This is a genomic window from Acinetobacter lwoffii (genome assembly GCF_019048525.1).
GTDB lineage: Bacteria > Pseudomonadota > Gammaproteobacteria > Pseudomonadales > Moraxellaceae > Acinetobacter > Acinetobacter lwoffii_K.
This window is the reverse complement of the sequence record NZ_CP077369.1, coordinates 167,412-182,371: the sequence shown is the minus strand read 5'-3', so window position 1 is coordinate 182,371 and position 14,960 is coordinate 167,412. Positions and strand designations below refer to the sequence as shown.

Below are 14,960 nucleotides of genomic sequence, written 5' to 3'. Positions count from 1 at the left end.
ATTGCCAGCTATGAAAAGATAAATATAAAGCCAGTAATCTGCTGCTCGACTGAATAAGGCCAATTTATGTGGGATTCGAATTCCGTACTGTTTTATTTTTACTTGGGAATGGCGATTTTAGCCATCTGGGCTGTGGCTCAGGCATGGTCGAGCCAATCACGTACCGAAACCATTCATCCCTTTAAAGCTTTTGGTCATTTGCTGGCGTTTTATCTTGCCTATTTATTAATCCCTTTGGTTTTCTTCAGTATTTATGCTGGATGGACAGGTTATTATTCACTGCATGAAGCCATTTTTGTATTTTTACTCAGTGGGGTTTTGACTTATGCACGCTTTATCGAGCCGCATCTAATTCAAGTGAAAACGACAAAATATCAGATCAATGCAGATAAACGTTTAAAGCAGCCGGTGAAAATCGCCCTGATTGCAGATTTGCATATCGGTCTGTTTTCGGGCCATGAGCGGCAGTTGCGACAAATTGTACACAAATTAAATCATATTCAACCTGATTTGGTGGTGGTTGCTGGCGACTGGACTTACGAGCCAAAAAATAAACTGGCACAGGAACTGGCGGTTTTAAAAGAGATTCACGCTCCGGTCTATTCGGTCAATGGCAATCATGACGAACAATATCCCGGACCGCCGATTCGCGAACTGTTGCACTATGCACTGCAAGTCAATCAGGTCATGGATATCGAAGGTCAAATTGTCGAATTTGATGAATTCCGACTTTTGGGCGTGGGTGATCTCTGGGCTGGAAAAGCCGATATGCGCAGTTTGCCAGACTTGCCTCAGGACAAGCCTTGGGTCATTCTTTCGCATAACCCGGATACGGTCGATATGATTCCCAAACTGCCGACGCGCCCTCTGATGCTGTCCGGGCATACTCATGGCGGACAGGTAGAGCTGCCTTGGCTAACTAATTACGTCATGAAAAAGGTTTCAATTTTGGGACATAAAAAGGGCATGTACCGTCATGAACATGCAGATGTGTTCGTCACTGTCGGTACCGGCTTGGTCGGTGTGCCTTTCCGTTTCCGGGTGCCGCCTACCATTGATATTATTGAACTGATTTAAATTCAGTCGGCGTTCTGTACCGTGTTAACTGATGATCCAGACCAGAATCAGCAACACCACCGCGATGGCCGCCATCATCCAGATTTTCTTTTCGATTTTTCGGGTTGGCACATTTTCACGTAATTGTTGTGCAGTAATTTCAGCTTCTGTGGATGTGCTTAAACTAGGATGGGTGGGGATTTCCAGTGGCGGTGTCACCAGGTCGATATCACCGGCGTCATCACTAAAGCGTGGACCGGTACTTTCATGCTTCATGACCACGTCATGTTCCCGCACAATTTCATCAATCACTTGCAGTGCCTGAGCTTCATCCAAGGGCGTATTCTCGGTGATATAGCGAACAGCTTCTAATTTTTTATCATCTTCCAGCAAAATAATGATATTGACCAACTGCTCCTGCGATAGGTATTCAATAAGATCCTGCATGGCCTTGCCTCATTTTTTGAATTCAGTTCATTTGATTGTTGAGCAAATTTAACAAGATAAGTAGCCAAGTTTTGTTGTGAAATCATAAAAAAGCCAGCATCGAGTGCTGGCTTTTGAATTGATCTAAAACCTTAGATCTGATTATTTACATCATCATTCTTGGTTTCACGAATCAGTAAAAACGCGACAAGCGACAGGATAGATGCTGCGGTCAGGTAATAACCGACTGCAGACAAACCATAGGCCGTTGCCAGCTTGGTTGCGATTAGCGGTGCAAATGATGCACCGAAGATACCTGCCAAGTTAAAGGTTAATGCAGAACCCGTATAACGTACTGAAGTCGGGAAAATTTCAGACAATACAGTACCGATTGGCCCATAAGTTAAGCCCATGATCGCCAGACCAATACACAAGAACAGGAACACCACCAAGGTGCTGCCAGATTCAAGCATATCTGCAAAGAAGATACCGAAGATCGCAGAAATGACACATACCGCAATGGAAGTAGTCTTACGGCCAAATTTCTCTGCCAATACTGCTGAAAGCGGGATGAATGCAGCAAAACACAGGGTTGCAACTAACTGCAATTGCAGGAATTCTTCACGGGAATAACCGAGTTGTTTGGTTCCCCATTGCAATGCAAATACCGTAGTAAGGTAGAACACAACAAATGTACAGATTGCAGCAATCGTACCCAGAACTAGCATACGAGAGTGCTTTTTGAACACTTGAACAAAAGGAACATTTACTTCTTTTTGTTTATCCAGCACTTTCTGGAAAGCAGGCGTTTCATGCAGTTTTAAACGGATCCATAAACCGACAATTACCAACAAGGCACTTGAGATAAACGGAATACGCCAGCCCCAAGCCATAAAGTCAGCTTCAGACATGAAAGCGCCAAGCGTCAGGAAAGAACCTGTTGCCAGAATAAAGCCGATCGGAGCACCCAGTTGCGGGAACATGCCATACCAGGCACGTTTGCCTTCCGGGGCATTTTCAGTTGCAAGAAGTACCGCACCTGACCATTCACCACCCAGACCCAAGCCCTGACCTAAACGGCACAGTGCAAGTAACAGTGGCGCAGCAATTCCGATTTGCGCATAAGTTGGCAATAGACCAATCGCAACGGTTGAAATCCCCATAGTCAGCAAAGCTGCAACCAAGGTGGCTTTTCGTCCGATCCGGTCACCTAAATGACCAAATAATGCTGCACCAATCGGACGGGCAATAAATGCAATGGCAAAAGTCGCAAGAGACTGAATGGTTGCGGTCATCGGATCTGTACTGGTAGGGAAAAACAGATACGGAAAAATAATGACAGCAGCGGTGGCATAAATATAAAAATCGAAGAATTCGATTGTAGTGCCTACCAAGCTTGCTGTTAAAACGCGAAATTTTGAATTTTGTGCTGGCTGAGCAGCAGAATTAGACGACGCCATGGAAAACCTTACACTTACTAAAAATAAAAAAACTTAGTTTTAAAAGCGTAATCTTTTTAAAAAAGGCGTAATTTTTTAAAAAAACAACTGCAATCTTCTCGCTTCAACTCGCTCAGGGTCACTGAAATGAAAAAGGAGATGATTAAATCACGTAAAGATAGATAGACAGAAAATGTGATCCTGCGCCTATCAATACAAATATGTGCCAGATAGCGTGGGTATATCTTACTCTTTTTAAAGCGTAAAACAATGCACCCACGGTATAAGCGAGTCCACCAATGATGAGAAAGGTTAAAGATTGAACACTTAAATATTGCTGCATATCATCAATCACCAGCAGCGCCAGCCAGCCCATGGCCAGATAAGCCGCTAAAGAAAGTTTCTGGAAACGATGAATGAAAACGAACTTGAAAAGTGTACCAAGAAGGGCAATCACCCACAGTGCAATCAATAAATACTGGGCTTTGGCGGTCGGAATGGCAATCGATAGGAAAGGGGTATAAGTTCCGGCGATTAAATAATAAATCGCAGTATGATCGATTTTTTTATAAAAATAACGGCGGTCTGCTGCAGTGGCCATGTGGTAAAGCATGGAAGCAGAAAATAACAGAATCATGCTCAGTGCATAAACCCAAAGACCAATCCATTGTCCAGTACTCAGGTAAGACCCTTTAATAATCAAAAGAATACCGGCAATAATGGACAGCCCGGCACCTACACCATGACTAATATAGTTAATCCGTTCCTCATTTTGATCATAATCTGGAACCAGTGGAGCATTCTGCATGATTGTCATTCTTTTTCAAATATACACTTGTATAGTAATTCAATTTTGCTTTTAGGTTAAGAAGATTTAAACTTGATGCGCAATTCATTTCAGGTTTTATCTATGTCAACGTTGGCAACTCTCTCAGATCAGGAACAGCAATTCTTGGATACCTTTCAGCAAGCTGTTGAAAGGAATCAATTCGATCGCCTGATCTTAAGCCAGTATAAAGGTGAACTGCAGGATTTAGAGAAAATGACCTTGCGAGTCATTACATTAAATGAACAGCGCGTATTGAGCTGTCTATATCGTTACAAGACGCAGGATGTCACGAAAAATTATCCTTTAGATGAAGCATTATTCCAGGTTACTTCACTACTGGCGTGTTGCAAACAGGCCAATCTGATGACAGTAGATGAAGAATTACAGCTGAAAAAAAACAAGAAAAAAGCTATGTTAACGCGTAGCAAACATAAAGCCACGATGAATCAGGTGAAGCCTGCTGAACAAGGCCATGACCGGATTAAACAACGTTATGTCGATCAGGACAGCATCTTTCTCCAATATCTCGGTATTACCGATCAAAAAGCGCAAATCATTCCGAGCATGGCGCGTAAATGGAAGCAGATTAATAAGTTTGTAGAAATCTTCTCAGGTGCATTGGCACAGATTAAGCCACAGGCTTAAGGCCTGCGCGTGGTGGATTTTGGTTCGGGTAAGGGCTATCTGACTTGTGCTTTATATGACTATATGCAAAAACATGGTCAAACGCCGTATGTCACCGGGGTAGAGCTTAATCCGAAAATGGTTGAATTCTGCCAGAATGTCGCGCAGCAATCCGGTTTTGATCAGCTGGACTTTTTCCAAGGGGATGTCCGTACTTATACACCGGAACGTCTGGATGTGATGATTGCTTTGCATGCCTGTGATGTAGCAACAGATTTTGCGATTCATAGCGGAATTCGCCTAAATGCACAGATGATCATGTGTGCACCATGTTGTCATAAGGAATTACGTCCACAGTTACAAGCACCGAAAGTCCTCAGCCCGATGTTACAGTTTGGCATTCATGCCGGACAGCAGGCAGAAATGCTGACCGATACCATACGTGCTTTACTGCTCAAAGCTTATGGTTATGAAACCAAAGTTTTTGAATTTGTGGCGCTGGAACATACCAGTAAAAATAAAATGATTCTGGCGACAAAACGCAAAGACTATCAACAACCTGATCAGGCGGTTCTGGCACAAATCCAGGCCTTGAAAGAGATGTATGGTATCCAGAAACATTCACTGGAATTGTTGCTTAATGATCAATGGGATCAGCAGGGAATCGGATCTAAATGCTAAATAGCCCAGAACTTAAAATAATTTCCGGGAGCTGGAAGGATTTGGCAGCGCATGCCAAAGTGATTCGTGAAGTCGTGTTTATTCAAGAACAGCATATTGCAGCTGAAGATGAGTGGGATGCTGAGGATGCGGTTGCTGTACATTTCATTGTTTTTCAGCAGGATCAGGCGATTGCTACAGCACGCTTATTGTCAAATAACAGTATCGGTCGGGTTGCAGTCCTAACCACAGCACGCGGTTTAGGTGTTGGTCAGCGCTTGATGCAGGCCGTGATTGACTATGCGCGTGCAGAGCAGCGTAAGTTGGTAAAGCTGTCTTCGCAAGTGCACGCCATTGGCTTCTATCAAGCGCTGGGATTTGAAGCTCAAGGCGAGGAATATCTGGATTGTGGAATTCCGCATATTGATATGTATTTAAAGCTTTAATTTTCAGCCATTCAAATACGAAAAAGCGAGGCATTGACCTCGCTTTTTTATGCATAGACTGAATCTGGATCAGTGGCCATGTGCTGCATTTGAGCTGTGCTCGGCATTATCCATATTGGCATGTTCTTCAGCTGACATATTGTGTTCAGCGGCTGTCGTACCTGGATGAGCAGTATTGGCAGCTTCACGTGCTTCACGATCTGCTTGCGCTTTGGCAATGGCTTCTGGAGACATCGTCGGTGCATTTTTAAAAGCGTGTTGCTGGGTAGTTTGTTTATTTTGCTGGCTTGGCATGTAATCCGGTTCATTACTTATCGCGAGCCAAAAAATAAGCATGAATAATCCACCTAAAATACAGAAGATGATAAGTGCTTTCCAGCCCCAAGGAGATTTTTCAGGTGAACTGTGATCAGTCATAGGTCTTACCCACGTGGATATCAAACTTATGTAACTTTATAACATAAATTGATCAAAAAGCAGATCGAAATCTGTCATCAGATGAGTCTATCCAGTGCATTAAGCAAATCCAGAAGATAAAAAAGAGGAAACACGTTCCTCTTTTATTTAAGTGCCTAAGTTATTGAATCGGCTGGGCGTGTGCTGCGCGATCTTTGAGGAGTTGTGGGGCTTTGAAGCGTTCGCCATATTTATTTTCAAGTACTTTGGCACGGGTCACGGCTTTGGCTAAACCATACTGATTCAGGAATTGCACAGCACCGCCCGTCCAGGCGGCAAAGCCAATACCAAAAATAGAACCGACATTGGCATCGACCACAGATTCCAGGACACCTTCTTCCAGACAGCGCACGGTATCTAATGCCTGTACAAACAGGAAGCGGTCAATTATTTCCTGTTCAGAAATATCGTTGTCTTTTTTCCAGTGGCTGAGACCAGACCAGAGCTGCTTTTTGGCATCGGCCGGATAATCATAAAAACCTGCGCCTGCAGCCTTACCTTTACGGTTAAATTCGTGAATCATGCTGTGAATCACGTCATCAGCGGGTGATTTAGTGATGGTCTGACCTTGTGCTTCTAAAGCTTTGTATCTTTCATTGGCCACATGTTCAGACAGGGTCAAGGACACTTCATCCTGAATCGCCAACGGACCCACCGGCATACCGGCTTTGAGTGCAGCCATTTCAATTCGCGCCGGATGTACACCTTCTGCCAGCAGGCGTAAACCTTCCTGCACAAAGGTACCAAACACGCGGCTGGTAAAGAATCCCCGGCTGTCATTCACCACAATCGGTAATTTGCCAATTTGCTGCACGAAATCGAAAGCTTTGGCCAGCGTTTCTGCCGAGGTATTTTTACCTTTGATAATTTCCACCAGCTGCATTTTATCGACCGGACTGAAGAAATGCAGGCCGATGAAGTTCTGATCATTTTTTGAAGCCTGGGCTAACTCTGTAATCGGCAGGGTCGAGGTATTCGATGCCATCACGCCGTTGCTGGCAAGATATTGCTCTACCTCTTGCGTGACTTGAGCCTTGAGCGCGGGATTTTCAAATACGGCTTCAATGATTAGGTCGCAACCGGCTAGATCTGCATTAGATGCAGTTGTTTGAATCAGGCTTAAAAACTGATCTCGTTTCTCGGCTGATAAACGCCCTTGAGCGACTTTTTTATCCAGCAGTTTCTGGCTATAGGCTTTGCCTTTTTCAGCCGCTTCTAATGAAATATCTTTCAGGACCACTGGAATGCCTGTGCTGGCAGTCGCATAGGCAATCCCAGCACCCATCATGCCCGCACCTAGAATACCGACTTTAGTGGCTTTCCACCTTTCAATACCTTGAGGGCGACTGGCACCGGACTTGATTGCATTCAGACCATGCCAGAAAGTGCCAATCATATTTTTAGAAATTTGACTGGTCGCCAAATAAGTAAAGTAACGCGATTCAATGGTCAGGGCAGTATCGACATCGACCTGTGCACCTTCTACCGCAGCCGACATGATCGCTTCAGGCGCAGGATAACAGCCTTTGGTTTTATCGCGCAGCATCGCCGGAGCAATTGCCAGCATCTGGGCAACTGCTGGTGTCGAAGGGCTACCACCCGGAATTTTATAGCCTTTTACATCGAATGGCTGCTGAGATTTTGGATTGGCTTTGATCCAGGCAATGGCCTTTTTCAACAGTTCATCGGTACTGTCTGCGACCTCATGAATCAGCCCTAAAGATCTGGCTTTATCGACTCCAAACTGTTTGCCTTCCATCAATAAAGGAAGGGCATTTTGCAGACCGAGCAGGCGGACGCTACGGACGATCCCACCGCCCCCTGGTAATAAACCCAGTGTAACTTCAGGCAGGCCAAATTTGCTTTTAGGGTCATTCAGGGCAATACGATGATGGGCACACAGGGCAATTTCCCAGCCACCGCCAAGCGCCGTACCATTCAGTGCAGCAACGACAGGAATACCGCGAGTTTCGATATAGCGTAGTTTGGCTTTCATCTCTTCAATCATATTGAAGAATTCAGTTGCATGTTCAGGAGTGGCTTGAATCAGTTCATCCAGATCGCCGCCAGCAAAGAAAGTTTTTTTCGCTGAACGGAAAATAATCCCGGCAATATCTTTATCTGCTTGTAACTGGGTAACGACTTCATCCAGTGCCGTGCGAAAGTCGGCATTCATGGTATTGGCAGACTGGTTTGGAGAATCAAACGTTAAAATAACAATATTATCTTCATTTTTTTGATATTGAATTGCGCTCATTATTTTTCTCCTTATACCAGTTCAATAATGGTTGCGATGCCCATACCACCACCCACGCAAAGTGTGGCTAATCCACGTTTTTTCCCCTGGCGTTCCAGCTCATCCAGCAAAGTGCCTAAAATCATGGCTCCAGTCGCACCGAGTGGATGTCCCATGGCAATTGCACCGCCGTTGACATTCACCTTAGCAGAATCAACCTTCATCTCATTGATAAAGCGCATCACCACTGCAGCAAAGGCTTCATTAACTTCAAACAGGTCAATATCATCAATGGTTAAACCCGCCTTAGCCAAGGCCTTACGAGCAGCCGGGGCAGGGCCAGTCAGCATAATGGTTGGATCTGCACCGACCAGTGCAGTGGCCAGCACTTTGGCACGTGGCTTCAGACCTTGTTCTTTTACTGCTTGTTCCGATGCGATCAAAACCACCGCTGCACCATCGACAATGCCTGAAGAATTCCCGGCATGATGCACATGATTAACAGCACCGACTTCAGGATATTTTTGCAGGGCAATTGCATCAAAGCCCATTTGCCCCATAGTGGCGAAACTTGGATTGAGTTTGCTCAGGCCTTCTGCTGTTGTTGTCGGTTTGATGAATTCATCTTTGTCCAGAATCACTACACCGGCTCTGTCTTTTACCGGGATAACAGAAGCGTTGAAATAACCATTGGCTTGAGCAGCCGCTGCTTTCTTTTGTGATTGTTCGGCAAACTGATCTACATCTGCACGGCTATAACCGTCAATCGTGGCAATTAAATCTGCACCGATACCTTGCGGAATAAAGTCACAGGCCATATTGGTCTCAGGGTCAAGCGCCCAAGGGCCGCCATCAGAACCCATCGCTACGCGGGACATGGATTCGACGCCGCCTGCAACGACCAGATCTTCCCAGCCAGAACGGACTTTTTGTGCGGCCAGATTGACAGCTTCGAGTCCGGAAGCGCAGAAACGGTTGATTTGCACGCCAGCGACATCATTGTCCCAACCCGCAGCAATGGCAGCGGTCTTGGCAATATCGGCCCCCTGATCACCAATCGGGGTGACACAACCCAGCACAATATCATCGACTTTTGAGGTGTCCAGTCCGTGACGGTCTTTCAGTTCATTGAGTAAACCAGTCAGTAATGAAATGGGTTTTACTTGATGTAAAGATCCATCTTTTTTGCCTTTTCCGCGTGGCGTACGAATGGCGTCAATAATATATGCCTCGCTCATAGCATGTTCCTTTTATTGATTTAATGAAAATTATTCTAATGATTCGAGTGTAATCCTTAATTTTTGAAGTGCAATGACGAGAACGGGTCAGATCAATTGAGCGATTTAGCCAATTGTAATTATAAAAAAGCCTAAGCTAATGCTTAGGCGGAGAGAACTGATTTTAATTTTTAAATGTTATTTCGCAACATCATTTGATTAATGATAGCCATGCAATTGACGATACAGACCCGGGGTTACACCGGTCCATTTCTTGAAGGCGCGGTGGAAAGTACTAGTTTCACTGAAACCGACTTGTTGTGCAACATCTTCAAGGGTTAGATCCGGATTAAGTAATAAGTGAATTGCAGCATCACGGCGTAAGGCATCTTTTACGCCTTGATAGCTTTTGCCTTCGGCTGCCAGACGGCGGCGCAAGGTTTGTGGTGATAGATATAACATCGACGCGACATCGTTTAATGTCGGCATTTCTTCCCCAATCTGGCTCTTCAGCACATCACGAATCCGTGAAGTCAGCGAGTTGGTGTTTTTGAATTTCACTAGCAATTGTGCCGGCGCAGCTTTCAAAAACTCTTCTAAGGTTTCTTCATTCTGACGAATTGGCAGGTCCAGATAGTCCGCAGCAAAAGTAATTTCGGTACGTGGCATGTCGAACTGCATCACCGGCGCAAAGAACAGGGCATCATATTCATCGGCATGGGCTGGACGTGGATAGCTAAAATGCACGCGTTCCAGTGGCAGGCGACGTTCAATGAGCCAAGACGCCAAGCCATGCCAGATCATCAACATGCTTTCAGTAATAAAATGATCCGGATCCATTGCATTTGGAATGAGTGGAACAAGACGAGCTTCGTGTTTGTCACGCTCCAGGGTCACCGACCATTCATCACCAAAGAGTTTGTAGAACTGGGAAGAAAGTTCTAGTGCATCACCGAGGGTTTTGGCATGAATGATGAGCTGGCACATGATCGCAAAAGTACCCAACCGGCGTTGCTGTTTGTCAAAGCCGACATGCTCGTCCTGGGTCACCATCCACAGCATTTTAATAAAGCGGGTATATTGTTCAGGCGAAATACGCGCTTTGGGCTGATGCAGCAGTTCTGCTTCAATCCCGACGTGAGACAATAAAGTATCGACATCCATGCCCAAGCGCTTAACGCCAGATAAGGCAGCATTGACGAAGTGGATACTGATCGTATCACGACTCATGTTTAATCCTTCAGTCTCTTTAATGTTCACTAATAATTGACCTAAATGACGAAAAATAATAAAGCAATGGCAATTTACAAGAATACCTTTGCCATTTTCTTACATATTAGATTGCCGAAACTATCAAGGTAAATGGCTGAACATGACATTGTTTTTGTGCATTTATGTGCCTATTATGCTGAAAAAAGCAATATAAGTAGAGCAAATACTCCAATGTCATATGTATTAAAAGGATTGAAAATCCTCGACTTTTCTACACTTTTACCCGGCCCATTTGCCACATTATATCTTGCTGATTTAGGTGCAGAAGTTGTGCATATTGAATCACCGACCCGACCGGACCTGTTGCGATTAATGCCACCCTTTGCCAATGGACAAGCCACTTCACAAAGTTATTTGAATCGAAACAAGCAATCGGTTGCACTGGATTTGAAAGATCCTGTGAATATCGAACTGGTTAAATCCAAGATTGCAGATTATGACATTGTGATTGAGCAATTTCGCCCCGGTGTAATGCAACGTCTAGGCTTAGATTATCAAACCTTAAGCGAAATTAATCCAAAATTGATTTACTGTTCCATTACCGGTTATGGCCAAACTGGCACATATAAAGATAAGGCAGGGCACGACATTAATTATCTGGCTTTATCTGGAATTGTCGGACACAGTGGTCGGATTGAAAATGGCCCACCTGCCTTGGGAATTCAGGTCGCCGATGTTGCAGGTGGTTCCATGCATGCCGTGATTGCGATTCTGGCTGCGGTGATTGAACGCCAACAAAGTGGCAAAGGGCAGTATATTGATATTTCCATGACCGATTGCGTGGTGACGATGAATAATTTGGCGGCTTCTGCCAGTCTGGCTGGCAATCAGCATCAACGGCCTGAATCAGGGTATCTGAATGGCGGTACTTTTTACGACTATTATGAAACCCAGGATGGGCGTTATTTGTCGATTGGCAGTCTGGAACCACAATTTATGCAGGGGCTGGCACAGGCTTTAGAGCTGCCGATTCTTTTGGAAAAAGGTGCTTCTTATGCCGCTGAAGATCATGCTGCGGTGAAACAGGCGATTCAGAATAAAATCAAGACCAAGTCATTGGCTGCATGGCAAACGCTGTTTGCCGCGCTAGACGTCTGTGTCGAACCGGTACTCAAACTTGAAGAAGCTTTACATTCTGATCTGGCCCAGCAGCGGGGATGGGTTGTACAGGTGCCACTCAAATCCAATAGTCAGCAAACCGAAGCACAACTGGCTTGCCCGATTAAATTTTCACGTTCCACGATACGTTATGAATTTGTAGGACAGCAATTGGGAGAGAGTCAAAATTGGTAGAATTTTTAAAGTGTTAATAAAGTAGATAATGAAAGTAGAGATAAATCTTTCTATATGAAAATAAGTAATAATGATTGAAGAATTTAATCATTATTACTTTAAATTTAATCGAATGCTGTAAATACTGAGATCCGTGAAACTTTGACAGGCTTATCAATAAAACCGCTATGAAATATGTATAAAAAGCATTTTATTGATAGGTTCAATCTCGCTATCCTTGCCGGCGATATAATAGAAACTACTAGCTGTACGCCATGTATTTATATACTGATTTCGATCAGCAACTGATTAATGAACGTGTTGCACAGTTCCGTGACCAAACGGAACGTTATTTAGCCGGTAAACTCACTGAAGATGAGTATCGTCCGCTTCGTCTGCAAAATGGTCTGTACGTACAGCGTTATGCGCCAATGTTACGTATTGCCGTGCCATATGGTTTGATGAACTCAAAACAACTTCGTAAAGTGGCTGATTTGGCAAAAGAATATGACCGTGGCTACGCGCATATTTCGACCCGTCAAAACATCCAGTTTAACTGGCCGGCGCTGGAAAATGTGCCGGATATGCTGGCTGAACTGGCGACTGTGCAAATGCACGCGATTCAGACCTCAGGTAACTGTATCCGTAATACCACGACGGATCAGTATGCAGGTGTGGTTGCAGGTGAAATTGCCGATCCGCGTCCGACTTGTGAATTGATCCGTCAATGGTCAACCTTCCATCCGGAATTTGCCTTCTTGCCACGTAAGTTCAAGATTGCAGTTTCTGCGCTGGAAGAAACTGACCGTGCAGCTACTGCATTCCACGATATCGGTGTGTATATCGTGCGTAATGAAGCAGGCGAAATGGGCTATAAAATCAAAGTCGGTGGTGGTCTCGGCCGTACGCCAGTGATTGGTAGCTTTATCCGTGAGTTCTTGCCACGTGAAGACCTGATTGCTTATCTGGAAGCAGTGCTTCGTGTGTATAACTTGCATGGCCGTCGCGACAACAAATATAAAGCGCGTATCAAGATTCTGGTAAAAGCCTTAACACCAGCAGTATTTGCCGAGAAAGTTGAAGCTGAATTTGAGCATACGGTTAAAACACTGAAAATCGATGCAGACACCTTGGCAAAAATGGATGAGAACTTCACGCCATTCGATTACCAAGATTATGCAGATGAAGATTTCACTGAATTGTTCGCGCAATATCCGAAATTCAAACAGTGGTTCAACATTAATACCAATGCACATAAAGTGAAAGGTTATCGTATTGTGACGATTTCACTGAAACGTGCCGGAATTGCACCGGGTGATGTCAGCACCGAAGAAATGAACCTGATTGCAGATCTTGCAGATCAGTACACTTTCGGTGAGCTGCGTACCACGCATGAACAAAACATCTCACTGGTGGATGTACCGCAAAAAGATTTGTTCGCTGTATGGCAAACTCTTGACCAAAATAACCTGGCACGTGCGCATATCGGTTTCTTGACCGACATCATCTGCTGCCCAGGCGGTGACTTCTGTTCATTGGCCAATGCGAAATCCATTCCAATTTCTGAAGCGATTTCACGCCGTTTTGATGACCTGGATACGATTTACAATTTAGGCAAACTGGATCTAAATATTTCAGGTTGTATGAATGCCTGTGGTCATCACCACGTTGGTAATATTGGTATCTTGGGTGTAGACAAGAAAGGCGCTGAGTTCTACCAGATCACTTTAGGCGGTAATGCCGATCATGATGCTTCGATTGGTGACATTCTTGGGCCATCATTTGCAGCCGAAGTCGTGCCGGATATCGTAGAAGAAATTCTGAATACTTATCTTGACCTGCGTCAGGATGGTGAAGAGTTTATCGATACTTATCGCCGTGTCGGCATTCAACCATTTAAGGAGCGTGCATATGCTTAATACCGCACTTCAAGTGCTCTCTAAAGATGGCACGATTGCAGACAATACCTATCAATTGATTGGTGAAGATGGTGTTTTGCCGCAGGGTGATGTGGTTCTGACTGTGGACCAGTTAGATCGGATTGGCAATGTTTCAGGTAAAAAAGCATTGTACTTAACTGTAGATGCTTCTCCTGAAAATCATGAATTTCCATTAGATCAGCTTGATGCAATCTTCATTGAGTTTGCCGGTTTTAATGATGGCCGTGGTTATTCATTTGCAGCACTTCTTCGCCGTCAGGGTTTCCAAGGTGAACTACGAGCCACTGGTGACGTGTTCAAAGATGTGCTGAATTACATGAAGCGTTCTGGTTTCGATACTTTCGTAATTAAAGAAGGTAAAGATATTCAGGAAGCCGCTGCCGGTTTGAATGATTTCAAAAATCCGTATCAGGCATCGACTGCGGTTGCACAGGCACATTATCAAACAGGAGCATAATTTAAATTATGCTCCTGTCAAAAAGCCGGATTGATTCCGGCTTTTTTATATCTTGATTAAAATTCTCAACTTTCTTCAAGTTGACAGTTGATCATCCAGTGAATTCCAAACTGATCGCTAAAGGCAGCATAAAGTGCGCCCCAAAAGGTTTTTTCTAGCGGCATCTCAATTTGACCATTCACCGATAAAGCATTAAAAAGTCGTTGTGCTTCAGCTTGTTCGCTTGCGTCTAAGTTAATTGAAATATAGTGGTTATTACCTTGCGTGAACACGGTATTGGTTTGCGCGCAAAATTGATCATTCGTATCGGATGCCATCAGTTCGGTAAACTCATTGATGGGAAGTGAGATATGTAGAATTTTATTTTTATCCGCTTCAGACAGTGTGACACCTTCTTCGGGTGGCATTTCACCATAACGACTTAGGCTTGAAAATTCGCCGCCAAAAACGGATTTATAAAAGTTAAAGGCCGCTTCAGCCTGACCTTGGAAATTGAGGTAATGATTCAGTTGCATGGGAGAGCTCCCTTTTTATTTTGTTTGTTTTAATCTACGCCACTTTGCGGTATTGCGTGTGAGCAAACTTTATCAAAATGTAAGAATAAAAAATCCCTGCATGTGAAGGGATTTA

General features: G+C 44.3%; 13 protein-coding genes and 1 pseudogene. 6 read left to right on the top strand and 8 right to left on the bottom strand.

Features of this window, described 5'->3' with window-relative positions; all coding sequences use genetic code 11:
• The first annotated feature begins 66 nt into the window (after positions 1-66).
• Complete coding sequence (locus I6L24_RS00835; protein WP_216986275.1) at positions 67-1,077, top strand: metallophosphoesterase; 1,011 nt, start codon at positions 67-69, stop codon at positions 1,075-1,077.
• Positions 1,078-1,101: 24 nt separating this feature from the next.
• On the opposite strand, the gene I6L24_RS00830 is transcribed toward I6L24_RS00835, so the two are convergent.
• The 3 genes from I6L24_RS00830 to trhA form a co-directional block, all read right to left on the bottom strand.
• On the bottom strand, positions 1,102-1,503 hold the full coding sequence (locus tag I6L24_RS00830; RefSeq protein ID WP_216986274.1) for a hypothetical protein: 402 nt from the start codon (positions 1,501-1,503) through the stop codon (positions 1,102-1,104).
• Between the two features lie 131 nt (positions 1,504-1,634).
• A complete protein-coding gene (locus I6L24_RS00825; protein WP_004281697.1) occupies positions 1,635-2,942 on the bottom strand; it encodes an MFS transporter in 1,308 nt (435 codons plus the stop codon).
• Positions 2,943-3,084: 142 nt separating this feature from the next.
• Complete coding sequence (trhA, locus tag I6L24_RS00820; protein ID WP_216986273.1) at positions 3,085-3,729, bottom strand: PAQR family membrane homeostasis protein TrhA; 645 nt, start codon at positions 3,727-3,729, stop codon at positions 3,085-3,087.
• A gap of 102 nt (positions 3,730-3,831) precedes the next feature.
• Between trhA and I6L24_RS00815 the strand changes: the two are divergent.
• Together I6L24_RS00815 and I6L24_RS00810 are read left to right on the top strand one after the other, a co-directional pair.
• Positions 3,832-5,055 (top strand): annotated as a pseudogene (locus tag I6L24_RS00815) (class I SAM-dependent methyltransferase).
• The gene (locus I6L24_RS00810; protein ID WP_168730861.1) at positions 5,049-5,480 is read left to right on the top strand and encodes a GNAT family N-acetyltransferase; all 432 of its coding nucleotides are present in this window, start codon (positions 5,049-5,051) and stop codon (positions 5,478-5,480) included. The pseudogene I6L24_RS00815 and the gene I6L24_RS00810 overlap by 7 nt, the downstream one beginning before the upstream one ends.
• Positions 5,481-5,549: 69 nt before the next feature.
• Here I6L24_RS00810 and I6L24_RS00805 read toward each other — a convergent pair whose 3' ends face one another.
• From I6L24_RS00805 to I6L24_RS00790, 4 genes are all read right to left on the bottom strand, one after another.
• Complete coding sequence (locus I6L24_RS00805) at positions 5,550-5,897, bottom strand: hypothetical protein (protein ID WP_005106128.1); 348 nt, start codon at positions 5,895-5,897, stop codon at positions 5,550-5,552.
• Positions 5,898-6,057: 160 nt separating this feature from the next.
• Positions 6,058-8,193 carry a 3-hydroxyacyl-CoA dehydrogenase NAD-binding domain-containing protein gene (locus I6L24_RS00800; RefSeq protein WP_168730860.1) on the bottom strand — a complete coding sequence of 712 codons (2,136 nt, stop codon included), beginning with the start codon at positions 8,191-8,193 and terminating at the stop codon, positions 6,058-6,060.
• Positions 8,194-8,204: 11 nt separating this feature from the next.
• Positions 8,205-9,410, bottom strand: coding sequence for an acetyl-CoA C-acetyltransferase (locus tag I6L24_RS00795; RefSeq protein ID WP_168730859.1), 1,206 nt, complete (start codon positions 9,408-9,410; stop codon positions 8,205-8,207).
• A 198-nt stretch (positions 9,411-9,608) separates the two neighbouring features.
• Positions 9,609-10,619 (bottom strand): AraC family transcriptional regulator, encoded by a 1,011-nt coding sequence (locus I6L24_RS00790; protein ID WP_005106131.1) that lies wholly within the window; start codon positions 10,617-10,619, stop codon positions 9,609-9,611.
• Positions 10,620-10,832: 213 nt separating this feature from the next.
• On the opposite strand from I6L24_RS00790, the gene I6L24_RS00785 reads away from it, so the two are divergent.
• The 3 genes from I6L24_RS00785 (at position 10,833) to I6L24_RS00775 (ending at position 14,330) form a co-directional block, all read left to right on the top strand.
• Complete coding sequence (locus I6L24_RS00785) at positions 10,833-11,954, top strand: CaiB/BaiF CoA transferase family protein (RefSeq protein ID WP_216986272.1); 1,122 nt, start codon at positions 10,833-10,835, stop codon at positions 11,952-11,954.
• 254 nt (positions 11,955-12,208) lie between these two features.
• Entirely contained in the window at positions 12,209-13,852 is a 1,644-nt protein-coding gene (locus I6L24_RS00780; protein WP_005252749.1) for a nitrite/sulfite reductase, read from the top strand.
• The gene (locus I6L24_RS00775; protein WP_005252746.1) at positions 13,845-14,330 is read left to right on the top strand and encodes a DUF934 domain-containing protein; all 486 of its coding nucleotides are present in this window, start codon (positions 13,845-13,847) and stop codon (positions 14,328-14,330) included. The genes I6L24_RS00780 and I6L24_RS00775 overlap by 8 nt, the downstream gene beginning before the upstream one ends.
• Positions 14,331-14,395: 65 nt before the next feature.
• Here the strand turns inward: I6L24_RS00775 and I6L24_RS00770 are convergent, their stop codons facing one another.
• Positions 14,396-14,845 carry a VOC family protein gene (locus I6L24_RS00770; protein ID WP_005252744.1) on the bottom strand — a complete coding sequence of 150 codons (450 nt, stop codon included), beginning with the start codon at positions 14,843-14,845 and terminating at the stop codon, positions 14,396-14,398.
• Positions 14,846-14,960 lie beyond the last annotated feature (115 nt).

Coding starts and splice junctions, on each gene's coding strand:
- I6L24_RS00835 (WP_216986275.1), top strand. CDS start 67: ATGTGGGATTCGAATTCCGTACTGTTTTATTTTTACTTGGGAATGGCG.
- I6L24_RS00830 (WP_216986274.1), bottom strand. CDS start 1,503: ATGCAGGATCTTATTGAATACCTATCGCAGGAGCAGTTGGTCAATATC.
- I6L24_RS00825 (WP_004281697.1), bottom strand. CDS start 2,942: ATGGCGTCGTCTAATTCTGCTGCTCAGCCAGCACAAAATTCAAAATTT.
- trhA (WP_216986273.1), bottom strand. CDS start 3,729: ATGCAGAATGCTCCACTGGTTCCAGATTATGATCAAAATGAGGAACGG.
- I6L24_RS00810 (WP_168730861.1), top strand. CDS start 5,049: ATGCTAAATAGCCCAGAACTTAAAATAATTTCCGGGAGCTGGAAGGAT.
- I6L24_RS00805 (WP_005106128.1), bottom strand. CDS start 5,897: ATGACTGATCACAGTTCACCTGAAAAATCTCCTTGGGGCTGGAAAGCA.
- I6L24_RS00800 (WP_168730860.1), bottom strand. CDS start 8,193: ATGAGCGCAATTCAATATCAAAAAAATGAAGATAATATTGTTATTTTA.
- I6L24_RS00795 (WP_168730859.1), bottom strand. CDS start 9,410: ATGAGCGAGGCATATATTATTGACGCCATTCGTACGCCACGCGGAAAA.
- I6L24_RS00790 (WP_005106131.1), bottom strand. CDS start 10,619: ATGAGTCGTGATACGATCAGTATCCACTTCGTCAATGCTGCCTTATCT.
- I6L24_RS00785 (WP_216986272.1), top strand. CDS start 10,833: ATGTCATATGTATTAAAAGGATTGAAAATCCTCGACTTTTCTACACTT.
- I6L24_RS00780 (WP_005252749.1), top strand. CDS start 12,209: ATGTATTTATATACTGATTTCGATCAGCAACTGATTAATGAACGTGTT.
- I6L24_RS00775 (WP_005252746.1), top strand. CDS start 13,845: ATGCTTAATACCGCACTTCAAGTGCTCTCTAAAGATGGCACGATTGCA.
- I6L24_RS00770 (WP_005252744.1), bottom strand. CDS start 14,845: ATGCAACTGAATCATTACCTCAATTTCCAAGGTCAGGCTGAAGCGGCC.